24 protein-coding genes and 1 pseudogene are annotated in these 23,034 nt (G+C 35.9%); 9 read left to right on the forward strand and 16 right to left on the reverse strand.

Going from position 1 to position 23,034, the window contains the following annotated elements:
* Positions 1-23: 23 nt before the first annotated feature.
* Positions 24-1,949: a DNA primase gene (gene dnaG / locus IV494_RS04615; protein WP_196078979.1), complete on the reverse strand. Its 1,926-nt coding sequence runs from the start codon at positions 1,947-1,949 to the stop codon at positions 24-26.
* 381 nt (positions 1,950-2,330) lie between these two features.
* Here dnaG and IV494_RS04620 point away from each other — a divergent pair, with 381 nt between their 5' ends.
* From IV494_RS04620 to IV494_RS04640, 5 genes are all read left to right on the forward strand, one after another.
* On the forward strand, positions 2,331-3,335 hold the full coding sequence (locus IV494_RS04620; protein ID WP_196078980.1) for an isoaspartyl peptidase/L-asparaginase family protein: 1,005 nt from the start codon (positions 2,331-2,333) through the stop codon (positions 3,333-3,335).
* A 3-nt stretch (positions 3,336-3,338) separates the two neighbouring features.
* Positions 3,339-3,746, forward strand: a complete 408-nt coding sequence (gene tsaE, locus IV494_RS04625) for a tRNA (adenosine(37)-N6)-threonylcarbamoyltransferase complex ATPase subunit type 1 TsaE (protein WP_196078981.1) — start codon at positions 3,339-3,341, stop codon at positions 3,744-3,746.
* Between the two features lie 102 nt (positions 3,747-3,848).
* A complete protein-coding gene (locus IV494_RS04630) occupies positions 3,849-5,042 on the forward strand; it encodes an alanine dehydrogenase (protein ID WP_196078982.1) in 1,194 nt (397 codons plus the stop codon).
* Entirely contained in the window at positions 5,043-5,414 is a 372-nt protein-coding gene (locus IV494_RS04635) for a DUF4258 domain-containing protein (protein WP_196078983.1), read from the forward strand.
* 42 nt (positions 5,415-5,456) lie between these two features.
* Entirely contained in the window at positions 5,457-6,302 is an 846-nt protein-coding gene (locus IV494_RS04640) for a prephenate dehydrogenase (protein WP_196078984.1), read from the forward strand.
* 201 nt (positions 6,303-6,503) lie between these two features.
* Here IV494_RS04640 and IV494_RS04645 read toward each other — a convergent pair whose 3' ends face one another.
* Complete coding sequence (locus IV494_RS04645; protein ID WP_196078985.1) at positions 6,504-7,922, reverse strand: L-serine ammonia-lyase; 1,419 nt, start codon at positions 7,920-7,922, stop codon at positions 6,504-6,506.
* A gap of 132 nt (positions 7,923-8,054) precedes the next feature.
* On the opposite strand from IV494_RS04645, the gene IV494_RS04650 reads away from it, so the two are divergent.
* Both IV494_RS04650 and IV494_RS04655 read left to right on the forward strand, forming a co-directional pair.
* Positions 8,055-9,590: a GMC oxidoreductase gene (locus IV494_RS04650; RefSeq protein ID WP_196078986.1), complete on the forward strand. Its 1,536-nt coding sequence runs from the start codon at positions 8,055-8,057 to the stop codon at positions 9,588-9,590.
* 10 nt (positions 9,591-9,600) lie between these two features.
* Positions 9,601-10,344 (forward strand): aquaporin, encoded by a 744-nt coding sequence (locus IV494_RS04655; protein WP_196078987.1) that lies wholly within the window; start codon positions 9,601-9,603, stop codon positions 10,342-10,344.
* A 28-nt stretch (positions 10,345-10,372) separates the two neighbouring features.
* Here IV494_RS04655 and IV494_RS04660 read toward each other — a convergent pair whose 3' ends face one another.
* The 6 genes from IV494_RS04660 to IV494_RS04685 all read right to left on the reverse strand — a co-directional run bounded on the left by IV494_RS04660 (position 10,373) and on the right by IV494_RS04685 (position 14,720).
* The gene (locus tag IV494_RS04660) at positions 10,373-11,017 is read right to left on the reverse strand and encodes an alpha/beta hydrolase (RefSeq protein ID WP_196078988.1); all 645 of its coding nucleotides are present in this window, start codon (positions 11,015-11,017) and stop codon (positions 10,373-10,375) included.
* Between the two features lie 125 nt (positions 11,018-11,142).
* Positions 11,143-11,709: a YceI family protein gene (locus IV494_RS04665; protein ID WP_196078989.1), complete on the reverse strand. Its 567-nt coding sequence runs from the start codon at positions 11,707-11,709 to the stop codon at positions 11,143-11,145.
* A 74-nt stretch (positions 11,710-11,783) separates the two neighbouring features.
* The gene (locus tag IV494_RS04670; RefSeq protein ID WP_196078990.1) at positions 11,784-12,356 is read right to left on the reverse strand and encodes a YceI family protein; all 573 of its coding nucleotides are present in this window, start codon (positions 12,354-12,356) and stop codon (positions 11,784-11,786) included.
* A gap of 83 nt (positions 12,357-12,439) precedes the next feature.
* Positions 12,440-13,486: a glucokinase gene (locus tag IV494_RS04675; RefSeq protein ID WP_196078991.1), complete on the reverse strand. Its 1,047-nt coding sequence runs from the start codon at positions 13,484-13,486 to the stop codon at positions 12,440-12,442.
* A 126-nt stretch (positions 13,487-13,612) separates the two neighbouring features.
* Positions 13,613-14,182 (reverse strand): hypothetical protein, encoded by a 570-nt coding sequence (locus tag IV494_RS04680; RefSeq protein ID WP_039352362.1) that lies wholly within the window; start codon positions 14,180-14,182, stop codon positions 13,613-13,615.
* 250 nt (positions 14,183-14,432) lie between these two features.
* Positions 14,433-14,720 carry a rhodanese-like domain-containing protein gene (locus tag IV494_RS04685; protein ID WP_196079490.1) on the reverse strand — a complete coding sequence of 96 codons (288 nt, stop codon included), beginning with the start codon at positions 14,718-14,720 and terminating at the stop codon, positions 14,433-14,435.
* 113 nt (positions 14,721-14,833) lie between these two features.
* Here IV494_RS04685 and queG point away from each other — a divergent pair, with 113 nt between their 5' ends.
* Complete coding sequence (gene queG, locus IV494_RS04690; RefSeq protein ID WP_196078992.1) at positions 14,834-15,763, forward strand: tRNA epoxyqueuosine(34) reductase QueG; 930 nt, start codon at positions 14,834-14,836, stop codon at positions 15,761-15,763.
* Between the two features lie 19 nt (positions 15,764-15,782).
* The gene (locus IV494_RS04695) at positions 15,783-16,460 is read left to right on the forward strand and encodes a TIGR02117 family protein (RefSeq protein WP_196078993.1); all 678 of its coding nucleotides are present in this window, start codon (positions 15,783-15,785) and stop codon (positions 16,458-16,460) included.
* Positions 16,461-16,569: 109 nt separating this feature from the next.
* On the opposite strand, the gene IV494_RS04700 is transcribed toward IV494_RS04695, so the two are convergent.
* The 8 genes and pseudogenes from IV494_RS04700 to IV494_RS04735 form a co-directional block, all read right to left on the reverse strand.
* Positions 16,570-17,076, reverse strand: a complete 507-nt coding sequence (locus IV494_RS04700; RefSeq protein ID WP_196078994.1) for a YceI family protein — start codon at positions 17,074-17,076, stop codon at positions 16,570-16,572.
* Positions 17,077-17,136: 60 nt separating this feature from the next.
* Complete coding sequence (locus IV494_RS04705) at positions 17,137-18,462, reverse strand: hypothetical protein (RefSeq protein ID WP_196078995.1); 1,326 nt, start codon at positions 18,460-18,462, stop codon at positions 17,137-17,139.
* A 38-nt stretch (positions 18,463-18,500) separates the two neighbouring features.
* The gene (locus IV494_RS04710; protein WP_196078996.1) at positions 18,501-19,034 is read right to left on the reverse strand and encodes a YceI family protein; all 534 of its coding nucleotides are present in this window, start codon (positions 19,032-19,034) and stop codon (positions 18,501-18,503) included.
* A gap of 475 nt (positions 19,035-19,509) precedes the next feature.
* A pseudogene (locus IV494_RS04715) lies at positions 19,510-19,824 on the reverse strand (VIT1/CCC1 transporter family protein); the annotation flags it as partial.
* A gap of 200 nt (positions 19,825-20,024) precedes the next feature.
* Entirely contained in the window at positions 20,025-20,516 is a 492-nt protein-coding gene (locus IV494_RS04720; protein WP_196078997.1) for a DUF2231 domain-containing protein, read from the reverse strand.
* 12 nt (positions 20,517-20,528) lie between these two features.
* Entirely contained in the window at positions 20,529-21,293 is a 765-nt protein-coding gene (locus tag IV494_RS04725) for a rubrerythrin family protein (RefSeq protein ID WP_230379904.1), read from the reverse strand.
* Positions 21,294-21,321: 28 nt separating this feature from the next.
* Positions 21,322-21,561 (reverse strand): hypothetical protein, encoded by a 240-nt coding sequence (locus IV494_RS04730; protein WP_196078998.1) that lies wholly within the window; start codon positions 21,559-21,561, stop codon positions 21,322-21,324.
* A 94-nt stretch (positions 21,562-21,655) separates the two neighbouring features.
* A complete protein-coding gene (locus IV494_RS04735; protein WP_196078999.1) occupies positions 21,656-23,032 on the reverse strand; it encodes a HAMP domain-containing sensor histidine kinase in 1,377 nt (458 codons plus the stop codon).
* Between the last annotated feature and the right edge of the window lie 2 nt (positions 23,033-23,034).

The raw sequence follows: 23,034 nt of genomic DNA on the forward strand, positions 1-23,034 counted from the left end.
ACAACCAAAAATTAGACAATCTGTCACAAAACCCTGAACAGTTTTTCGTCCAGATCCTTTCTTAGCTGGTTTAGATTGATGATCATTTTATATGTTTCGTCATTATTTTCAGTTTCAGAAAGTTTATTTTTCATGGTATTGATGATCTTCATCACATATTCTCTTTTGTGCCGAAAGATAACATCCTGCACAATTTTTGGAACTACCTCTTCTTCGGTGCTGAAAAATATCTGATGTTTTCCCCAATTGCTGTTTTCATAAGGATCAAGCAACGCATCTGCAATTTTTCCCGAAATGTTTTCATCCATTAAAGTCATGAAAAAATTTCCCGACCGAAGTTCATTTTCCGTGATGCCCTGCTTTATCTCTTCAATAATCTTTTTATTGATTTCGGACTGAATTTCATAATCATCTTCCTGCAGATGACCTATTATTTCCTCGATCACTGTAATTTTATACGCTTTGTTTTCCTCGTCTTCCCGCTCCAAGATCAGATCGCCATATTTCAGCATTAATTCGACCAGTTTTTCTTCTAAAATTAAAAGCGGATCAATCGTTGGCGAAAATTCAGTAACTTTTTCCAGTTTCGGCTGAATCTGTATCTCCTGTCTTTGTTGCGGAGAAACGTGCTGTTTCTGCAGTTGTTTCTGAACATTCAGTTCATTAAAAAGCGACTGTTCGGAAAGTCCGAATTTATTAGAAACTTCTTTTAAATAAACTTCCTGTTTCAGCGCATTTTGAACAAAAGCTACCGATTTTACAATATCGCGGATCGCTTCTGCCTTTCTGATCGGATCACTTCCGGCGTCTTTCAGTAAGATTTCAGCTTTAAAATCAATGAAATCCTTAGCTTCATTTTTTATGAAATTCTCAACATATTCCTGCGGATGTTTTCTTGAAAAAGAATCCGGATCATCTCCATCGGGAAAAAGCAAGATCCGAATGTTCATCGACTCCGAAAGCAACATATCTATACTTCGAAAACTCGCTTTAATTCCTGGCGCATCACCATCAAAAAGAATAGTTACATTTTCTGTAAGCCTTTTAATAAGTTTGATTTGCTCCACCGTCAAAGCTGTTCCGGAACTCGAAACTACATTCTCAATTCCGCTTTGATGAAGCGCGATCACATCCATATAACCTTCAACCAGAAGACAAAGATTATTTTTTGAGATCGCCTGTTTTCCCTGATTTAGACCGTAGAGAACTTGTGATTTATGATAAATTTCTGTTTCCGGAGAATTCAGATATTTCGCAGTTTTTACATTATTTCTTAGAATTCTGGCGCCAAAACCTAAAACTCTTCCCGAAAAACTGTGAATAGGAAAAATCACTCTCTCCCGAAAACGGTCGATTCCTCTCGGCGCATTTTCAGGGAAAATAGAAAGTCCTGATTTCTCCAAAATATCTTTCGAATACCCTTTATCTAAAGCAAACTCAGTAAACGCATCTTTCTGTTCCGGCGCGAAACCTAATTGAAATTTGCGAATAATGTCATCGCGCAATTCCCTTTCCTTAAAATAAGAATAGGCGATCGTTTTTCCTTCTTCCGTTTCGAACATTTGGTCCTGAAAAAAATCATTCGCGATTTCATGAATTTTATAAAGCAATTCTTTTTCGGTTTGCGACTGTTTCTGCTCTTCGGTTTGCTCGCGAAGATCTTCTTCGATCTCAATTCCATACTTTTTTGCGGCATGTCGAAGCGCTTCCGGATAAGTAAAACTTTCGATTTCCATCAAAAAAGAAATCGCAGTTCCGCCTTTTCCGCTGGAGAAATCTTTCCAGATCTGCTTGCTTGGCGACACCACAAAACTGGGAGATTTTTCGTCATGAAAAGGACTCAAACCTTTAAAATTTGAACCCGCTCTTTTCAGTTGTACATACTCGCCGATGATTTCTTCCACCCGAATTGTGGAAAATATTTTGTCAATGGTCTGCTTCGAAATCATTTGGTAAAAATAGGGAATAAGTTTTTCTTTTCGTTAAATTATTTGGGCGTATCCCTCGCCGAAGCTTATAATCATTCCTACCATTTTCCCGCATCTCGGGTCGGGCTCTCCATTACAAGTCCTCATTCCATCCCGTCTCTTAAGACGAGATTCCATTCCGGGCTTTTCATTGCGATCCCTTACGCGAGGGAAAACCCAACTAAGAAGAGCCAGGTAAAAAGTGGAAAGACCCAAGGAAAATTAATTTTATATTTTAGGATTCCCAAAATAAGTTCTGAATTTCAAAAATTTATAATTAAGGAAAATTAAAAAAAGACTTTCGGCGCTCGCTTCGCTCCCGCCTCCAAAAAAAATCAATAAATTTGACAAACTTTTCTACTCATGAAAAAACTACTCTTAACTTCTATTCTAACTTTTTCGGTGCTGTTTTCGGCCCAGAAAAAATACGTTTTAGTCATACACGGCGGTGCAGGAACGATTTTGAAATCGAGCATGACCGATGAAAAAGAAAATGCCTACAAAGAAAAACTCACCGAAGCTTTAAAAGCAGGTTATGCAGAAATTCAAAAAGGAAAATCTTCTCTCGATGCAGTTGCCGCTTCTATTATCGTGATGGAAAATTCTCCCCTTTTTAATGCCGGAAAAGGCGCAGTTTTCACCAACGAAGGAAAAAATGAAATGGACGCCGCGATCATGGTTGGAAAAGATAAATCAGCCGGAGCGATTGCCGGAGTTCACACCATCAAAAATCCTATAAAAGCTGCCATTGCTGTCATGCAAAAATCTGAACATGTCATGTTGAGCGGAGAAGGTGCGGAACAGTTTGCAAAAGAACAGGGTTTAGAAATCTTCGATCCTTCTTATTTCTGGACCAAAGACCGTTGGGAAAGCCTTCAAAAAATGAAGCAAAAAGAAAAATTAAAAACAACCAAAAAAATATCTCAAAATACATTGCCCGATTCTTACGAAGTCGATAAAAAATTCGGAACAGTTGGAGCAGTAGCTTTAGATAAAAGCAGAAATATCACCGCAGGAACTTCTACAGGCGGAATGACCAATAAAAAATGGAATCGAATTGGCGACGCACCGATTATCGGCGCCGGAACTTATGCCAATTCCCAGGTTGGAATTTCCGGTACAGGTTGGGGCGAATATTTTATCCGCGCGACTGCAGCCAGAACTTTGGCAGCCAAGATGGAATATCAAAATAAAGACGTTAAAACCGCAGCTCAGGAAACCATCGACGAGATTGAAAAAATGGGCGGAGACGGCGGTCTGATCGCTTTAGATCAATACGGAAATATCGCAATGCCTTTCAACACCGCTGGAATGTATCGCGGTGCAATCACCGAAAACGGAGAAATTTTCATCGAAATTTATAAATAAAACATGGAATTTAAGATTAGTAAACTCGAAGAATGGCAAACCGTCATCAATGAAATTTTACCAAAACTTCAACACAATATATTATTATTAAAAGGAAATCTTGGCGCCGGGAAAACGACTTTCACGCAATTTCTTTTGAAAAATTTAGGAAGTACTGATGAAGTTTCCTCTCCTACTTACGCGATCGTTAATGAATATGATACTCCAAAAGGAAACGTTTTTCACTTCGATCTGTACCGCATGAAAAACATCAATGAAGTTTTTGACATCGGTATTGAAGAGTATCTCGACAACAGCTTTCTCTGCATTATTGAATGGCCGGAAATTTACGAAGAGGAACTTGCAGATTTTCCGCATCATGAATTGAAAATCGAAAATGTTGGCGAGGAGCGCGTCATCAATTTCAGGTAATTTAAACTATTAAGTAATGAAATGATTGTATCTTTGTAGCTTCATTTTATTCGAATTTAATCAATTGATATCCCTGAAATGTCAGGAAATAATTTTTAAATAATGAGCAGTACCAATATATTTACTCCTTTTTCTGAACAGGAATTAATGCCGCAAGAAGAGAAGCTGGAAATCATTAAAAAAGGAAAACAATTCAGTATCGGAATTCCAAAGGAAACTTGCCTTAACGAGCGGAGAACTTGCGTAACTCCGGATGCAGTGCAGGTTTTAGTTTCTCATGGTCATCAGGTTATTGTAGAGACAGGAGCTGGTGAAGGTTCATTTTACACCGATCTGCAATATTCAGAATCGGGTGCTAAAATAACTTACGATCCAAGAGAAGCATTTGCACAGGATCTGGTTCTCAAGATAAATCCGCCAACTACTGATGAGATCGAATTCTTGAAACCCTGTACTTATTTGGTTTCAGCGCTGCAAATTAATCTACGCGACAAAGAATATTTCAAAAAATTATCGGAGAAAAAAGTCAATGCCATTGCTTTTGAATTTATCGTTGATGAATACAAACAGCTTTCTTTGGTAAGACTGATCGGCGAAATTGCCGGTAACATTTCTGTTCTTTACGCAGCCGAACTTTTAGCGCTTTCCAATGGATTAATGTTGGGTGGAATTACGGGAGTTCGTCCGACCGAAGTTGTTGTTTTAGGTGCCGGAATTGTTGGTGAATTTGCGACAAAAGCAGCCATCGGTTTAGGAGCAAGCGTAAAAGTTTTTGACAATTCACTATCTAAACTTCGTCGACTTCACATGATGGTCGATGGACGCGTACCAACTTCAATCATCGATCCGAAAGAACTGGGAAAATGTTTAAAAAGAGCAGATGTCGTAATTGGCGCGCTTTCTAAAATAAGTTTAGCCCCAATTGTGACGGAAGAAATGGTGTCGAAAATGAAGAAAGGAAGCGTCATTATTGATGTGACGATCGATAACGGAAAAGTCATTGAAACTTCAGAACTGACCTGTATGGATGATCCGTATATCATTAAACATGGTGTAATTCACTGCGGTTTACCAAATCTGACTTCAAAAATGCCGAGAACGACGACGAAAGCGATTTCTAATTTCTTTTTGAGTTATCTCTTAAACTATGATGAAGAAGGCGGTTTCGACAATATGTTAGTTCGCAAAAACGAAATGAAACATACTCTTTATATGTACAAAGGTCGCCACACGAAAAAAGTGATTTGCGATCGTTTTGACCTTACTTACCACGATATCAATCTTTTAATTTTTTAAATGAGGAAGATCAAATTTTTCTTAATCGGCCTTGTTCCGGGACTTCTTCTTGTGTTTTTCATTCTCAATAAAAAAGGAGTAAGTTGTAGTGGTTATCTTCCCAATTCGCGCGTAATTGCAGAAACACTTTCTAAAAAAATGGTTTTATCGCCTGCTTTTTACCAAGAAATGGCAGAAAATAAAATCGACGAAAAATTCTTAAAAGACAGCATCATCACGAAAGGCGAAATTGATTTTGACCACAGTCAGGCTCAAAAAAAACCTTGTCCGGAATATGTTTTAGTTTATCCGAAAAAAAATCCGAGATATGAGATTCGCTTCGAGAAATGCAAGGACGACGCAAATTTTACTGCTTTAAAAAAATTAAGATAGTTTCGAATCTTCGACAAACTCATTGATATTATTCTACTTTAAATGAAAATTACACTCATCGGTGTCGGATTAATTGGAGGCTCCATGGCCTTAAAATTAAAAGCAAAAGGTCTTGCTTCCTATATTTATGGCGTAGATCAAAACCAGGATCATTTAAAGGAAGCAAAAAGTCTCGGCATTATCGATGAGATTGCAACTTTAGAAAATGCCGTTTCAAATTCAGAATTGATCATCATTGCGATTCCTGTTGATGCGACGAGAAAAATTTTATCGAATGTTTTAGATCTGGTTGATGACAGAAAAACTGTTATGGACGCCGGTTCTACCAAAGAAGGAATTGTAAATTCTATTGAAGGTCATTCACATCGAGATCGTTTCGTGGCTTTTCACCCAATGTGGGGAACGGAAAACTCCGGACCGAAATCCGCAATTTCTGACAGTTTTTCTGGAAGAGCTGGTGTAATTTGTGATCGTGAAAGCTCTGCAGAAGATGCTTTGGAAACCGTTCAAAAAGTTGCAGATGCGCTCGATATGCATTTAATTTATATGAAAGCAGCCGATCATGATGTTCACACCGCCTACATTTCACATATTTCACATATCACTTCCTACGCTCTTGCAAACACGGTTTTAGAAAAAGAAAGAGAAGAAGATACTATTTTTCAACTGGCAAGTTCGGGTTTTTCGAGTACGGTTCGTCTGGCGAAATCTCATCCTGAAATGTGGGTTCCGATCTTTAAACAAAACAAAGAAAATGTGTTAGATGTTTTGAATGAACACATTTCGCAGCTTCGCAAATTTAAATCGGCGCTGGAAAAGGATAATTTTGAATATTTGGAAGAGTTGATCCGGAATGCGAATAAGATTAGAGGCATTTTGGGTAAGTAATTTCAACCAAATTACACCTGTCTTATAAAAAAATTACATCACTCTTTCCTTATTAACAAGCACTTCCCTACTTTTTAGCCCGGATAGAAACGGCATCCTTTTTATTTTTTTCAAGGAAAAAATAAAAAGATATAGTGGATAGCCGGTACACTTTTCGGAAAAGCGAAAATCTGGTTGCTCTTAAAAATTACAGCATTTATTTTAACATTCGGCGACATTAACTGCAATCGCTAAACCACCTTCCGAAGTTTCTTTAAAGCGTTCACTCATACCTTGCGCAGTTTCCCACATCGATTGAATAACCTGATCAAGAGAAACTTTGGCTTTTGACGGGTCAGATTCTATGGCAATATTTGCAGCCGTAATTGCTTTGATAGCGCCCATAGAATTTCGTTCGATGCATGGAATTTGAACCAATCCACCGATGGGATCACAAGTAAGCCCAAGATGATGTTCCATCGCGATTTCTGCCGCCATGAGAACCTGTCCCGGAGTTCCACCCATAATTTCTGTCAGTCCAGCTGCAGCCATTGCCGAAGAAACACCAACTTCTGCCTGACAACCACCCATTGCGGCCGAAATGGTAGCATTTTTTTTGAACAGCGTTCCAATTTCGCCGGCAACCAAAATAAAACGGATCATATCTTCATCTGAACAATGATCAGTGAAAGCTCGGGCATACATTAAAACCGCCGGAATTACGCCACTTGCACCATTAGTTGGCGCAGTAATGATCCTTCCAAAACTCGCGTTTTCTTCATTCACAGCCAGTGCAAAACAGGAAACCCACTTGTTGATCGTGGTAAATGTCTCATGAGAATCGATGACCAACTGAAACCATTCTTTTTTATTTTTATAAATTTTATCGCCGAGTAACTTTCGGTTCAAACCTGCTGCACGACGCGTAACTCGTAATCCTCCCGGAAGTATTCCTTCTTTATTAACGCCCTTGTAAATACATTCTACAATTTGATCCCAAATATAAAGCGCTTCTTTTTCTGTCTCTTCCTTTGTGCGCCAGGATTCTTCATTGAGGAAAATAAGATCTGATACTTTTTCAAGGCCGAGTTTCTCGATGTTTTTAAGCACAGCGTCACCACTATGACATGGATAAAGTGTTCTGATACAATCATTCTCGAAAGAATTTTCTTCCTGAGTTGCGATAAATCCGCCACCTAAAGAATAGTAATCCTGAATCAGTTCGTCGCCATTTTCGAAAACAGCTTTAAAGATCATTCCGTTCGGATGAAAGTCTAAAGATCTTTGTTTATTTAGAATTAAATGTTCGCCGTAAACGAAATGAATCACTTTTTCACCTCCCAGATTAAGAAGGTTTGATGATTTGATGACCTCAATTTTCTCATCAATTTTTGTGGTATCAATTAATTTGAAATTCTCTCCCGAAAGTCCCAGCATTCCCGCGATATCTGTTCCGTGACCAATTCCGGTTTTTGCAAGTGAGCCGAAAAACTCTACGAAAACTTCTTTAACATCCTGAAGCTGATGATCTGTTTTTATTTTTCTGATAAAGCTTTCTGCTGCGTTCCAGGGTCCCATCGTATGAGAACTTGAGGGTCCGATTCCTACTTTTATAATTTCAAAAACACTGATTGATTCCATGATAAATGATGAGCGATAAGGGAAATTCCCTTTAAAAGTTAACGACAAAGATAATCCTATTTTAATTAAATTTTAACCTTAACTATTCCAAAAAAATCTTTTTAATCGCTACTTTTGATAGAAATAAACAGCATGCTTTTACACTACGACTATATAATTATTGGCACCGGTGCAGGTGGCGGAACGATTGCGAAAGTTTTAGCAGATACCGGAAAATCAATTTTAATTTTAGAGCGGGGCGGATTTTTACCTCAGGAAAAGGAGAACTGGGATTCTGGCGCTGTTTTTCAAGAAGAGAGATACCATACGAAAGAAGTCTGGAAAGATAAAGAAGGCAACGATCTTCATCCCGGAACCGGTTATTGGATTGGTGGAAATACCAAAGTTTACGGCGCAGCATTATTCCGTTTGCGGGAAAGAGATTTTGGTGAATTGCAGCATTGTGCGGGAATTTCCCCAAGTTGGCCTTTGAAATATGATGATTTTGAAAAATATTACGATCAGGCAGAAAAACTGTTTGATGTTCATGGCAAAACAGGCGAAGATCCTACAGAACCTTTTCGTTCAGAACCGCTTCCTTTTGAAGGAGTTGCGGATGAACCCAGAATTGCAGATGTAAGAACTGCGCTGAAAAATTATGGTTTGAAACCTTTTGATATTCCTTTAGGAATTAAATTAAACGAAAGAAATCGGGTTGAAAGTTTATGCATCAAATGTGATACTTGCGACGGTTTCCCGTGTTTGCTTCATGCGAAAGCAGATGCAGATATCAATTGTATCCGACCGATTATGCATGATTCAAATATTACGTTGATGATTGATGCGATGGTAGAAAAATTGATTACGAACGAAGCAGGAGATCAAATACGTGGCGTTGAAACCGTTATTAATGGAGAAAAAATCACTTTTACTGCGGAAACAATTATTGTTTCTTGCGGCGCCATTAATTCTGCGGCATTGTTTTTAAAATCTGCAAACGAAAAACATCCGAATGGTTTGGCAAATAAAAGCGATCAGGTTGGAAGGAACTTTATGAAGCATCAAAGTGCGGCGATGCTTGCGATTTCTTTTACAGAAAATCCGACCAAATTTCAGAAAACAATCGCGTTGACCGACTTTTACTTTGGTGATGAAGATTTCGGATTTCCTATGGGAAGCATTCAGCTCATGGGAAAAAGCAACCGTTATATGTTGACCGATGACGCTCCGATTTTCACGCCTGTAAAGATTTTATCTGAAATGGCTCAACACTCTGTAGATTGGTGGTTTACAGGAGAAGATCTACCCGATCAGGAAAACCGGGTTATGTGGAAAGACGGAAAAATTCACCTGAATTATACCATTAATAACGAGGAAGGTTTTGACCGTTTAATAAAAAAATTCTCTAAAATTCTGACCGAACTGGAAGATGATATTAAATTCCTTCCAGAAAATATTAATATCAGTAAAAAAATTCCGTTGGCCGGAGTTGCGCATCAATGTGGAACATTACGGTTTGGAACAGATCCGGAAACTTCGGTTTTAGATACGAATTGCAAAACCCATGAGATCGATAATCTGTATGTTGTTGACGGTTCATTTTTTCCAAGTTCGGGCGCTGTAAATCCTTCATTAACCATTATTGCAAATGCGATCCGGGTTGGTGAACATTTAAAATCTTTAATTTAAACTCTCGAAATTGTTTGAAGTTCTAAAGAAAAACTACGCCGATTTTTTAATGGAAGGTTTCGGACTTTTCATTTTTATGGTTTCTGCGTGTTTTTTTGCGAGCATTTTAGAACATCGTGATCCCAGTTTTAATATTGGAATTTCGAATCCGAAAATTCGGTTGTTGATCATGGCGATTGCGATGGGAACTACTGCGCTTGTGATATTTTTATCGCCTTTAACTTCACCTTCCGGAGCTTTTATTAATCCCTCGGTTACGATTATGCGATGGAGATTGGGACAATTAAGTTTAGAAAAACTGATCTGGTATTCTGTTTTTCAAACGATTGGCGGCCTCGTTGCCGTTTATTTAATGAAATTTTTATTGGGAAGAATTTTGAGTGATCCGCCGGTAAATTATGTCGTAACTGTTCCGGGAAAGGGAATTTCAGATTTGCAGGCTGCTTTAATGGAAACTTCTACGGCTTTTGTAATGATAGCGATGGTTCTTTTCGTCTCAGATACCAAATTCTCGAAAACTGTTCCTTACTTATCTGCTTTTTTGGTGGGCGTTTACGTTTATGTAGCAGGACCGGTTTCAGGTTTTGGAATGAATCCGGCGCGAACAATTGCGAGTGCTTTTCCAGCAAATATTTACACTGATTTCTGGATTTATATGTTGTGTCCAACCATCGGAATGCTTGCTGCAGCTGAATTATATTTGGTCTTAAAGCACCAAAAACCTACTGTAGATTATCATTTAGATGGAAAATAATTTTAAAGAGTTCAGTTTAAAATTAGATTTATTTACTGAAGATTTCTTCTAAAATTCTCGAAACTTCTTTCGCTTTTGTGGCCGGGAAAAGATGCGTTCCACCTTCTACAATGTAATCAGGCTTGGAATATTTGACGGGAAAGACAATATCTTTGGTTCCTAAAACCTGAATCACTTTTGGATTTACTCCGGATTTCCAGGCAGAAACTTGCTCCAGACTCCATTTTAAATAATACTGATCGGTGACTTTTACATATTGCATCAGCTTTGGATTGCGGGGATCTACTAATTTCCGGGCAACTGAGTACATAATGATCGACTTTAAATTAAACATGCTTTCCGGCATATAACGGGGAATTTTGGTGACCTCTCCTAACTTAATGAATCTCGATTTTTCTTTGTCAGATTTGATGCTTCCTAAAATGACGATCTTTTCCGCGGGTTTTATCTTGTCGATTTCCTGAACGATGATCCCGCCAAAAGAATATCCAAGTAAAGAAAAAGGTTCAGACACATCGATCTTTTCAGCCATTCTTTCAACATAGTGAGAAAACGCTTCCTTTTTCGTGGGAATGAGCCAGTCAATAAAAACAACTTCTAAATTTTCGGGGAATTTTATTCTTTCTAAAACGGTAAAATCGGCAGCAAGTCCGCTTATAACGTATAATTTCATTTTGTTATTCATAACAAGATCGGTGAAAATTTAATTTTTTTAAACTAAATAAGTGCTGATATTTCACTATGTAAAAATAAAAAAAGAGCAGTGAAAACTGCTCTTTTTGATGATCTATTTCAAAATTATTTTGCGGTCACTTTTACCAGCATGTCGATATCATCTTTTACCAGGACGTCCTGCATTGTTGATGCATAAGCAATATCGAATTTTTGTCTGTCGAAAGTAAATTTGTTCGAAACCAAACTCACAACTCCTTTGCTGTAAGCGATCTTTGCGGGGAAAGAAACTGGATTTGTTTTTCCTTTCACAGTAAGATTTCCATTAACAATGTAGTTGTATACTTTGTCGTTATTTTTTTTCACAGAAGTGATCGTATAACTTGCTGTTGGATGCTTTTCAACTTCGAAGAAATCGCCGGTTTTTAAATGGTTATTCAGTTTTGTTTGATATTCTCCCTTTAAATCTGTTGAAGTAAGCGAAGTCATATCTAAAACGAAAGTTCCGCCAACAACCTGGTTTCCTTTCATCACGATGTTTCCTGCTTTCAAATTTACAGTTCCGTTATGAGAAGAAGCTTCCGTTTTTGCGATTTTATAACCCCACCAGTTCACTTGAGAGCCAACAACTTTTTTTGTTTGACCAAATGCTAAATTCCCGATTACCAAAGCAAATAATACTAATTTTTTCATTCTAATTTTCATTAATTATTTAGCAGTAAAAATAGACTTATAAAAGTGAGAACCTATTGATGTATGTTAAGAATTTACTTTGCGACCACGGTAATATTCATCTCAACATCATTGCTGATGAGCATGTCTTCGAAAATATTATATTGCAGACCGAAGTTTTTTCTGTTAAATGTGAATTTTGCCGAAGTAATGGTGGTTAAATTTTTAAAATCGGAAATTTTAGCCGGAAAAGAAATGTTTTTAGAAATCCCTTTGATGGTCAGAACGCCATTAATTTGATAATTAAAAGCAGGATTATTTAGTTTTTTAAGCGATTTAATTTGAAAGGTTGAAACAGGAAACTTTGCGCTGTCGAAAAAGTCATCACTTTTTAGATGATTTTCAAACATTTTCTTCAACTTTTTGTCTTCATTCAAATCTTCTGCATCCATTGTTGTCATATCCATAACAAAATTTCCACCAATAATGTTGTTGTCTTTAAATACAAGATTTCCAGATTTTAATTTAATGGTGCCATTGTGAGAAAGAGATTCTGCCTTCAAAGTTTTATAACCTTTCCAGCGGATTTCTGAAGAAATAATATTTTTAGTTTGGGCAAAAAGGGTGAAAGTAAAAAAGAGAAATATAAATGGAAGCAATTTTTTCATTGTAAAGATTGTTTTAAAAACGTGCAAATTTAAACCAAAAAACTCCAGCAATTGCTGAAGTTTAAATTTTATATTTGAAGATTTTACTCTTCTGAAAAAGCCGCGTAAACAGCTGCTCCATTGATGATCGTATTTTTATCTTTAACCAGATAAATTGGGATATCTTTTAATAAAGAATCCATTTTATCGCTGATGATAAAGTTTTTATAGAATTTGTCATTATTCAAAAATTTCTCCACCATAATTGGTATTTCTCCCGTTAAAAAAAGACCACCGGTTGCTTTCAATTTCAAAACCAAACTATTTGCCTCTCTTGCCAAGAAAATAATGAAAGTATCGATCGTCATGTTACAGATACGATCTCTTTGTTCTAAAGCTCCATTAATAATAGCTTGCGTAAAATTACCTGCTTCAATTTCCTGAGTTAGCCAATCGGGTTGCTTCTGCTGTTTTACGTCTCTTAAAAAACGGTAAATATTGAATAATCCGGAAGTTGAAAGAACAGATTCCCAACTTACAATACCATAAATTTTCTGAAGAAACTGGTAAAACTCTACCTCATCTGTAGTTCTGGGAGAAAATTCACAATGACCACCTTCTGTTGCGAAAGGGCGTAGAGAATTGCCATCATAAAATAATCCAGCTTCACCTAAACCATCTCCCGGAGATAAAAGCGCTATATTTCCGGCAGCAAAATCATCAGAATTATGAAGGGTTAGATAACTGTCGTCAGCATTTCCTAGACCATACGCGGAAGCTTCTAAATCATTGATCAGATAAACTTTTCCAATTTGCGTTTCTCTCTTAATTTCTTCAGCATCAACTTTCCACGGTAAACGCGGCGGCTCACTTCTGCCACCAATAACAGGACCGGGAACAGCTATCGCAATTTTGCTGATATTGGTGAGGGAATGATCTGATACGAACTTTTTAATTATTTCTGAAATCGAGCTAAATTCCTGGGTTTTGTAAATATCCTCTCTTTTTGAAACTACTTTTCCATTTTGGGTAACAAAAAGTGCCACAAAAGTCTGGTCACGGCGAATATCAGCCGAAATCAACGAAATATTATCGTTGCAGGCAGCCGAAAGCGCAGGTAAAAAAAGTTTGAATTTATTTCTGTTCTCCATTTCTTTTATGTTAATAACCAAAGATAATAATTGTTTTTAAAAAATATAGGAAAAAATAAAAAACCTTCTTAAAATAATTAAGAAGGTTTTTATGTTATTGACGTCGAAACATTACTGTTGACGAAATTATTTTCCTAGTGGAATATTGTAACCAACACCTACACCAACAGAACCTGCGCTGTATTTTTGGTTTCCAATCTCTCCTTTGTCACCTGTGAAGGTTTTTTGATACTGTACTGCAAAATTCCAGTCCTTGTTGTGGTATCCGATTTCTGGTTTGATATAAAAACCACCATCAGGTCTTTGTGTATTTGCAAGATCGTTAGAAGCAACATTTTTATCACCTACGATAAAACCGTAACCGATATCAGTTCCTAAATAGAATCCCATTTGTTTTGGATAAATTCTGATCAAAGCTGCTACAGGAACTACACCGAAATCATTGTTTTTGATTCCATTGTTATCTTTCCCAAAAAAGTGAGTATAACCGGTTGCGATCCCTAAACCGAAACCTGGAGTTACCAAGTTCTGGTAAGCAAGGTCTAAACCTAAAGTTGCAGAAGCATTTTCTGCAGGAACTGCTAAACCTCCATTAATACCAACTTTTAGCATGTTTCTCATGTCAGAATTCTGAGCACTTACTAGTCCTACTGTCATTAATCCTAAAGCAAGGATTGTTTTCTTCATTGATTTCATAATATCTAAATTTTTAATTTTACAGAAGGGTTACTTGTCAAAATCGTGCCAAAATCTAAAATACGCCCTGTTTAAAAAGCTTTAAATTACTCAATAAACTGGTTATCAACGAAATAGATTTCATAATTAATTAAACAAGCATTTAAATATTTATGTAATGTTTAACGGAATTTGTAATCTATTTTTTAAGTAAAACATAAAAAAAGAGTCAAATTATAAAATTTGACTCTTCAATATTGTTGAAATGATATTACAGATTTTCTAGCTGCTTCATCATGTCATTATAACCGCCTCCATTGTAAACATCGGTCATTCCTTCCGATTTGAAATATTCAACTGCCTTTCCGCTTCTGTTTCCGCTTCTGCAAAAGAAAATTTTATTTCCTGCTAAATTGGTCACTTCCTGCTTTCTGTCTTCAATTTCGCCTAAGGGAATATTTTGTGCTTCCTCAATACTGCCATCCATTTCGAGTTCCATAGGTTCGCGAACGTCGATCAAATGATAGTTTCCTGCTTTTAGTACTTCTTCTATTGACATCATAATTTTATTTTAGATTTATTTATTCCGGAAATTCTTAGAAATTAAAACTGTAAGATCTTAAATCCTTAGAAGCAAATTTATGAAATAATGTTAGTTTTGCAATATCAAAAATGAATTCGACCGCAGAAAAATATTCACTCCTGATTAAAGCCAAAGCAAAAAAGTTTGGCTTTCAGGATTGTGGAATTTCCCGTGCAGGTTTTTTAGAAAATGACGCCGTCGCTTTGGAAAAGTGGCTAAAGAATGATCACCACGGGAAAATGTCTTACATGGAAAATCATTTCGATAAAAGACTTGATCCTACTCTGCTTGTTGAAGGTTCAAGATCTGTCATTTCGCTTTCTTATAATTATTTCCCGGAAGAAAAGTTGCCCACGATCAATAGCTTTAAGATCTCTAAATATGCATATGGGGAAGATTATCATGAAATCATTAAAGAGATCATGCAGGAAATGGTTGCCGAACTAAAGGATGAAATTGGTGATTTTCAATGTCGGGTCTTTACGGATTCAGCTCCGATTTTAGAAAGAAGCTGGGCGAGAAAATCGGGGATTGGCTGGGTCGGGAAAAATGCAAACCTCATCACCAAACAGAGCGGATCTTTTTATTTTCTGGCAGAAATCATTTGCGATCTCGATCTTCTGGAGGATCATGCAAGAACTGATCACTGCGGATCTTGTACAAAATGTATTGAAGCTTGTCCCACCGATGCCATTGTGTCTGACAAAATTATTGATGGCAGTAAATGTATTTCCTACGCGACGATTGAACTGAAGGATGAAATTCCCGCAAGTTTTAAAGATAAAATGGAGGACTGGATGTTTGGTTGTGACATTTGCCAGGATGTTTGTCCCTGGAATCGTTTTTCGTTGCCTCATCAGCAGGAAAAATTTAAACCTAATACTTTTCTTCAAACCTATAGAAAAGAAGATTGGAAAGAGCTTACGCAGGAACTTTTCTCAGAAATTTTTCGGAGATCGCCCGTAAAACGAACGAAGTTTGCCGGTTTAAAAAGGAACATTCAATTTCTGAGTAAATAAATTTTATTACTTTTGAAAAATGAAGAAATTTATCCTTGTCATTCTTAAAACGATCTGGGCAATCATCGCATTGATCGCAATTTATGTATTGTTCGCATTTTTTATTCCATACATTGAAGTTCCGGCAAAAGAAGTTCACGAACCTAAAAATATCACAGCTTATATTTTAACGAACGGCGTTCATACCGATCTGGTCGTTCCCATCAAAACTGCAGAAATCGACTGGAGCAAAGAAGTTCCTTTTGAAAATACGGTATCAAAAAGTACCAATTTCAATTATCTATCCATCGGTTGGGGCGACAAAGGCTTCTATCTCGATACGCCAACGTGGGCTGATCTAAAAGTTTCAACAGCATTTAAGGCCGCTTTTTGGCTGAATGAATCTGCGATGCACTGTACTTTTTACGATAAAATGACAGAAGGAAAAGATTGTAAAAAAATTATGTTGACGCATGATCAATACTTGGCATTGATTGATTTTATTCAAAATAAATTCGATCACGACAAAAACGGAAATACTATCCTTATAAAAACCGATGCAGTTTACAGTAAAAACGATGCTTTCTACGATGCCAAAGGAAGTTACAGTTTTCTGAATACCTGCAATACGTGGGCGAACAAAGGTCTAATTGTAGCTGGACAAAAAGCAGCATTCTGGACGGCAAGTGATTTTGGGATTTTTCAGCATTATAAATAATTGCGGTTTTGATCTATTAAAATTTCGTTGAAATATTTTTTAAGATCAATTTTACGCAAAAAAAAACTCCCTTTAAAAGAGAGTTTAGAAAAAAATTTAGTTGAAAAAATTAATTCTTAATTGCGAGACTGAAAAGTAAATCAACATCGTCTTTTACATAAATCATTCCGCCCATCTTTTTCGGTGGTGTGATATTGAAATCTGAGAATTTCAATCTTTTATTTCCGACGAGACTTTTGTTGTATTCACTAAATTCGATGGTATATTTTTTAGAAACGTTCATCATTTTGACTTCTACAATTGCTGAGAATCTATTACTAACTGCTTTGAATTCTAAAAATCTGATCGTAAAAAGCGGATATTTTTCCGCATTTAAAGTTTTTCTGAAATCAGCGGTCATCATTTTGTTTCTGCAGTTGAAATCTTCCACTTTTAGGTGAATATTCGGCATTTGATTTTCAGGAGTCGCACTGATCGAAGCCGGCATTTTGAAATTATCATTGGTACATTTGAAAGTATTAACATTCGTCCAACCATCAATTTCAACCGAATTTTTCTGCGCAAACACCATCACTGAAAAGATGATCAAGAGTATGGTGAATATTTTATTTTTCATGATATTTAAAAAAAAAGAAAGAGGGATCATTGCAACCCCTCTTTCAAGAAATAAAAAAAATTAGAAACCTATTGTTGCTTCGAGCATCAATCCATTAAATTTACCGCCTCTTAGAGCACTTGTTGCTCCCCAAACTGCATCATCATTATATTTCTGAGTAACATACTCCACTTTTGCAAGTACATTTTTGGTCATGAACCAACCACCGCCTAAATTCAGTCTGTCGATTTTTCTTTCAGAAGCTGTATCATTATCTTTACCAGTCACTGTATTATATCTTCCACCTAAGTAGAATTGTTCGTGGCCACCTAATCGGTATAGTAGTTCTCCTCCAAGTTGAGTGTAAGAACCTCTGGAAGGTGAAGTAAGCGCTTTGACACCAGTTACATATTCGTAAACTCCGAAGAATTCAAGTCCCTGATATTTAATGAAAGGATTCACCTGGAACGCCTGCATTTTTTTGAATCCTGGGTTAAATCTACCTGTTGACTGATTATTCATTCCCATCAGATCATTTTGAGTAAGAAGTACGTAATAGTATCTTGATCCCGCTCTGTCTGCGCTATATAAATTCGCGGTATTACCACCATTTGTCTGAAGGTAAGAACCGGTAATTCTAACTCTCAGATCTTTCGTCATTTGTTTGTCATATCCAATTTTGGCATATACTGAAGGTGAATTCCAGTTGTTCCCTTTAACAGGAGTCTGATTCAATTTTCCATTAGAAACTCCCAGAACTCCTAAGAAATTATTGTAGAACACATAACCCTCTCCAAAAGCCTCTGTTGTAAAACTGTCCATAATATAGTTTCCTACGAATGGGTTGTTGATCGCTTCTGCGTTATCGGTTCTTCTAAAGTGCGTATCACCGTAGTTGATTTCATCCATCCCCACTTTTACCCTCGCATATTTCATAATGTTTGCGGCAAAACCTTCTTTGATAAAATCTAAATTGTCAACCTGAATATATCCTCCTTTTACCCACGCTTCGTTATGATGACGTGCAGAAAGATAAGTTCTTAAATGCATTTTCAGACCTTTCGCCAAATAAGCATTGATATCTAAGTTCGCAGTAGGAAGGTTGAAGTCGCTTCCCATCACCTGCAAAGTGTTTGGTGTTGTGGTCCCGGTAACTACTCCAAGAGAAGGAGCGCTTGTTGAGTGATCAAGTGCTTGAAACTGCAAAGCAAAATCACCACCTACCACTACTTTTACACCGTCATAATCCGGAGACTCTCCTTTTGGATCTTCAAATACATTTCGGGCAGATTTCTCTGGAGCCAAATAATCTCTCATGGAAGTTGAAGCGGTTTCCTGTGCGCCGACAAAGTTGATTCCTGTGACCAAAACTGCAAGCATTGATGCTTTAATTAACATAGTTTTCATATCCTTAATTTTAATTATTTACTGTTTGAATGTTTGTTTTACTTTGTTACTGCGTTGACGGTAATGGTTATCTCATTTCCGGTTTTAACAGTGTTCATCATAAATGATGGTGGAGTCACGCCGTAATCAGTCATTTTTATAGTTAGTGTTCCCCAAACGGTATAAGAGTTTCCGTTTTTTGTGATGTTAACAGGAACATTAATTGTTTTAGTCACATCAGTAACTGTTAATTTACCGGTCATTGTTCCTTTTCCGATATTTACAGACGATGCGGTAAAGGTGATATTCGGATGTTTATCAGCTTTCAAAGCTTTATAAGCATTAGAATCCATCGCTCCTTTTCCACTTTTCAGGGTTTTAACATTCATTACATATTGAACATCCTGAATAGAGTTGCCGGAAACCATTCCAGAGAATGTTCCGGTTGCAGAGGTCATTTCCCAATTGTGTAAGGTTGAAGTTCCTGAAACGACTGTTCTGACATTGTTACTGCTGATTTTTTGTCCGAAGGCCATTCCGGAGAGTAATCCGAGCCCGAGAACAATTGTTTCGAATTTTGCTAAATTTTTCATTATTTCTAAATTTTAATATTTCTGTATTTCTTTCTCCAATTATAGTGTAAAGATAAGATGTTAATTATGAATTATTAAATTTATAACTCAAAAATTTAGATGATTTATATCTTATTAGACAATTATATTGTCATTTTCATAATGAATTTAAATATTATTTAAAACTAATTATGTTATAAATACAATCTATTAGCGCAAATGTTAAAAAAGGGGAAAAATGTTAAATTTTATTAACATTAAATTAAACAGACATTTAGAAAAAAATGACAGAAATCAGTTTAAAAGATGGTAAATAGTGTATTTTATTGATTATTTTAATCAGGAAAAGCTTTAAAAAAAGATGTAGGTCTGAAAAAAAAGAGTTCAAAAATGTATTGACTGGGGGAGAAAATTTGATATAAAAAAACCTCTGCAATAATTACAGAGGTTTTTGGTACCCGGTGCCGGTTATATGGTGCCAAAACCAATACAATCATACTAATTCGTTTTCTTCTTCTGGCATATCTCGTAATTCTTGAATTTCTCTTTCAATGTCTGCTTTTTCGGTATCGGTTTGAGAACTTACTGAAACATATTCTCCTGCAGCCATGGATAAAGCTCCAGCTACAAGTCCTGCTACAGTTGCTAAAATTATAGGTTCTCTTGTAGAACTTGCTGCAGCTATACCAATCGCTAAACTTGAAATAGAAATGATACCATCATTTGCACCCAAAACAGCGGCTCTTAACCAATTGCTTCTGTGGATATAATGGTTGTCTAAATAGTGATCAATTGTTATCGGTTTATTCATTCTTTTAAAATTATTAGTTGTTTTATTTTGCTTTTTTAATGTAAAATCTTATCACATTATTTTTTTTTAATTATAATAAAGAATGTAATTATTTGTTTTCTAACTATTTGAAATATAAATTTCTAATATTAATAAACAAAAGCGCTTCTATTGAATCGCTTTTGTTTCATTGTTATAATTTTGCAGATTTCTGACTTTTTTTAATCATCATCATCTTGTTCTCCTCCTTGATCAATTGCATTTTGAGTTGTATTTGATGTGATTTCTGCGTGGCGTATTTGACCTCCAAGATAACCGGTTCTGGCTACTAAAACAAAACTAATCATTGCTAAAACCAAGGTTATTGTTGTCGCCGATTTTGGGAAACCATTTTTTTTGTACTCGAGATAAATGTTTATTAGAGAGAAAATTCCCACTGCTATTAAAGCGATTAGTGCATATATTGCAAAATCTGCGTGTTGCTCAATCACATTTTCTGAAACGCCTTGTATATTTTCAACAGTTTCTTCAGCTGCTTCTCCTGTAATATAAGCTATACATGCGCCAATAGCTGAAATAATTAGTAAGTAGTGTGCTGCGATTTTTGTAGTACTGCTTTTTTTCCAAATACCAAATCCTAAAACTAAAGTTCCTAAAAGTGAACCAAATATTGGAAGATGCGTAATTAATAAGTGAATGTGTGTTTGATCCATGATTTCTATATTTTAAAGTGAATTAACTTTAATAAATCGTTCTCCACTCGTCATTGAAATTCCACAACGTTTTGGTGCTGTTGTTTCATAAGTATTACCACAAGTTGGACAAACGAAATAAGTCGAAGCTAATGTATTTGTCGTATTATTGTTTAAAGCTGCTAATGCATTTTCATAAAATACTTTATGTTTTTTTTCTGTTTTGTACGCATAGTTTAAACTAATTAATGCCAATTGATTTCCTGCTGCATCGGCATCTTTTAGAAAATTAGGATACATGGTTGTAGCTTCGTAGGTTTCTCCTTTGATAGCAAATTCTAAGTTTTCTTTTGTAGATTGAACCTTAACGTCAAGCACTGCAGGTTTAACGGCAACTCCCATTTCTTCTAAAACTGCTTTGTGGTTGTTAGCGTGTATACTTTCCGCCAAAGACGCTGCTTTGAACAGCAATGCAATTTCTTTAAAACCTTCTTCATTGGCTTTTTTAGAAAACGCAGCGTAACGAGCGGTTGCATTTGATTCTCCATTAAATGCATCTTGCATATTGTTGATTGTTTTTGCCTTTGCTTCTTCCATAGTCATTGTTTTTTGCGTTGAAGATTCTGTATTATTTGCTCCTTTTTCTGTTGGATTTTTCATTTCATTGCTGTTCTCATTTGCTTTGCTACAAGCGTTTAATGAAAAAACGGCAACCAAAAAAAGACTTACTAAGACTAACTTTTTTTCGCTACGGCTAAAAAAATTATTTACTGAATATTTGCGATTTAGTGATTTCATAATTTCTATATTTTTTTAAATTTTGGGATTAATCTTTATCGTTTTTTTCGTTTGCTTCATTTTCCTTTTTTTCTCCTTTTTCAGAAGATTTCTCTTTGGCTTCAGCAATTCTTGTTTCTGCAGAATCTTTTTCCTTCGGTGAAACTTCAACTCGGTTAGTCGATTCAGTTGTTGCTTGATTTTCTGTTGATTTTCCTTCGGTTTTTTTACAAGAAGTAAAACTTAAGGTTCCTAAAAGTAATGCGATTGTTAAAATTTGCGCTTTCATAATTTAATTGATTTTTAAGATTATTTATACGACAAAGGTAATCTGGGCTGTCTTTTACCTTTCTAAGTGAAATCTTAAAATCAACTAAAGTTTTTTAGGAAATGAACTGTAAGTAGAATGTAGTGCCTTGATTTTTGACACTTTTTACAGTAATGGAAATGTTTTGTACTTCGCACAATCTTTTTACGATAGAAAGACCAATTCCGTTTCCAGGTATTTGAGAATTTCTGGAATCGTCTACTCTGTAAAAACGATTGAACAATAAGGGTAATTTATCGGTTTCAATTCCAATTCCTTCGTCTGAAACGGACAGTATTTTTTCTAATGAATTCCAGGCAATATTTACAGATCCATTTATTTTATTGTATTTAATGGCATTAGAAATCAGGTTGTCTACTATTAATTCTAACAAAATTGGATCTGCTAAAACTGAAATTTCTTCGCGAATAGTATTTTTGAGGAGAATGCTGTTTTCACCGGCAAATGTTTCGTGATTGAGGACGCTTTTTGCAACGACATTGCGTAAAACAATTTGTTCATAATTTGCTTTTAAAACACTTGATTCCAACCGGGCCAACTGTAATAATTGGTCGTGTAATTGTGATAATCTATTGGTTTGACGCAATACTTCTTGCATTTTCGCTTCATATTGTTCGGCAGTTCGTGGTTTTCTTAAAAGCACTTCTATAATTCCTTTAATTGCCGTCAAAGGTGTTTGCATTTCGTGTGAAGCATCTGATGTAAATTGCTTTTGTTGGTAAAAACTATTTTCTAATCTGGTTAACAATTGATTTATAGTAGTTGCTAATTGGTGTATTTCGTCTTGATTTTCGGGTAATGGCAATCGAGAATTAATGTTGGTATAATTAATTTGTGAAGCAGAATTAATCAATTGATGAATGGGTGCAATGGCTTTGGAAGCCACAAATGACATAATAAAATAGAGCATCAATAAAATAATAACATACGTAATGATTAAAATGATCATCAAATTATGCAAAACATTGTAGGATTCTTGTTGCGAAATTCCAATAGTGAGTTGACCAATTATTTTATGATGATCATTAAAAACAGGAAATTGTCCTTGTCTGATTTTTTGTTCATTGATGGTAGAGTTATAAAAAACTACCGTTGTATTTTTTGGATTAAAAAGGAAGTGATCGTCTTGTAAATTAACCGATTTGAATACGCTATTTCCGTTTACATCTACTATTTGAATAAATGTTGGATTTACTTCTATTTGCTTGTGCTCTGCTTCTTGCCATTCGGGTATTTTATTTACTATGATTTGGTGATCATCCCAATCTAAATTGGCAAAAACTTCTCTTTTTTCAGTCGTTATGTCATCATCTAAATGTTTATAAGAAGTATAATAGACCACACTATAAATAGCTATAAATGCGACTGCTGTTAAGGAAGCTATCGCAAATAAATTATAAAAAGCAATTCTTTTTTTAAAACTAAATTTCATTC

The sequence above is a fragment of the Kaistella gelatinilytica genome, from assembly GCF_015679325.1.
Classification (GTDB): domain Bacteria; phylum Bacteroidota; class Bacteroidia; order Flavobacteriales; family Weeksellaceae; genus Kaistella; species Kaistella gelatinilytica.

What these genes read in the sequence shown, in the direction of transcription:
- dnaG (WP_196078979.1), bottom strand. Translation starts at nt 1,949, where the DNA reads ATGATTTCGAAGCAGACCATTGACAAAATATTTTCCACAATTCGGGTG.
- IV494_RS04620 (WP_196078980.1), top strand. Translation starts at nt 2,331, where the DNA reads ATGAAAAAACTACTCTTAACTTCTATTCTAACTTTTTCGGTGCTGTTT.
- tsaE (WP_196078981.1), top strand. Translation starts at nt 3,339, where the DNA reads ATGGAATTTAAGATTAGTAAACTCGAAGAATGGCAAACCGTCATCAAT.
- IV494_RS04630 (WP_196078982.1), top strand. Translation starts at nt 3,849, where the DNA reads ATGAGCAGTACCAATATATTTACTCCTTTTTCTGAACAGGAATTAATG.
- IV494_RS04635 (WP_196078983.1), top strand. Translation starts at nt 5,043, where the DNA reads ATGAGGAAGATCAAATTTTTCTTAATCGGCCTTGTTCCGGGACTTCTT.
- IV494_RS04640 (WP_196078984.1), top strand. Translation starts at nt 5,457, where the DNA reads ATGAAAATTACACTCATCGGTGTCGGATTAATTGGAGGCTCCATGGCC.
- IV494_RS04645 (WP_196078985.1), bottom strand. Translation starts at nt 7,922, where the DNA reads ATGGAATCAATCAGTGTTTTTGAAATTATAAAAGTAGGAATCGGACCC.
- IV494_RS04650 (WP_196078986.1), top strand. Translation starts at nt 8,055, where the DNA reads ATGCTTTTACACTACGACTATATAATTATTGGCACCGGTGCAGGTGGC.
- IV494_RS04660 (WP_196078988.1), bottom strand. Translation starts at nt 11,017, where the DNA reads ATGAAATTATACGTTATAAGCGGACTTGCTGCCGATTTTACCGTTTTA.
- IV494_RS04665 (WP_196078989.1), bottom strand. Translation starts at nt 11,709, where the DNA reads ATGAAAAAATTAGTATTATTTGCTTTGGTAATCGGGAATTTAGCATTT.
- IV494_RS04670 (WP_196078990.1), bottom strand. Translation starts at nt 12,356, where the DNA reads ATGAAAAAATTGCTTCCATTTATATTTCTCTTTTTTACTTTCACCCTT.
- IV494_RS04675 (WP_196078991.1), bottom strand. Translation starts at nt 13,486, where the DNA reads ATGGAGAACAGAAATAAATTCAAACTTTTTTTACCTGCGCTTTCGGCT.
- IV494_RS04680 (WP_039352362.1), bottom strand. Translation starts at nt 14,182, where the DNA reads ATGAAATCAATGAAGAAAACAATCCTTGCTTTAGGATTAATGACAGTA.
- IV494_RS04685 (WP_196079490.1), bottom strand. Translation starts at nt 14,720, where the DNA reads ATGTCAATAGAAGAAGTACTAAAAGCAGGAAACTATCATTTGATCGAC.
- queG (WP_196078992.1), top strand. Translation starts at nt 14,834, where the DNA reads ATGAATTCGACCGCAGAAAAATATTCACTCCTGATTAAAGCCAAAGCA.
- IV494_RS04695 (WP_196078993.1), top strand. Translation starts at nt 15,783, where the DNA reads ATGAAGAAATTTATCCTTGTCATTCTTAAAACGATCTGGGCAATCATC.
- IV494_RS04700 (WP_196078994.1), bottom strand. Translation starts at nt 17,076, where the DNA reads ATGAAAAATAAAATATTCACCATACTCTTGATCATCTTTTCAGTGATG.
- IV494_RS04705 (WP_196078995.1), bottom strand. Translation starts at nt 18,462, where the DNA reads ATGAAAACTATGTTAATTAAAGCATCAATGCTTGCAGTTTTGGTCACA.
- IV494_RS04710 (WP_196078996.1), bottom strand. Translation starts at nt 19,034, where the DNA reads ATGAAAAATTTAGCAAAATTCGAAACAATTGTTCTCGGGCTCGGATTA.
- IV494_RS04720 (WP_196078997.1), bottom strand. Translation starts at nt 20,516, where the DNA reads ATGGATCAAACACACATTCACTTATTAATTACGCATCTTCCAATATTT.
- IV494_RS04725 (WP_230379904.1), bottom strand. Translation starts at nt 21,293, where the DNA reads ATGAAATCACTAAATCGCAAATATTCAGTAAATAATTTTTTTAGCCGT.
- IV494_RS04730 (WP_196078998.1), bottom strand. Translation starts at nt 21,561, where the DNA reads ATGAAAGCGCAAATTTTAACAATCGCATTACTTTTAGGAACCTTAAGT.
- IV494_RS04735 (WP_196078999.1), bottom strand. Translation starts at nt 23,032, where the DNA reads ATGAAATTTAGTTTTAAAAAAAGAATTGCTTTTTATAATTTATTTGCG.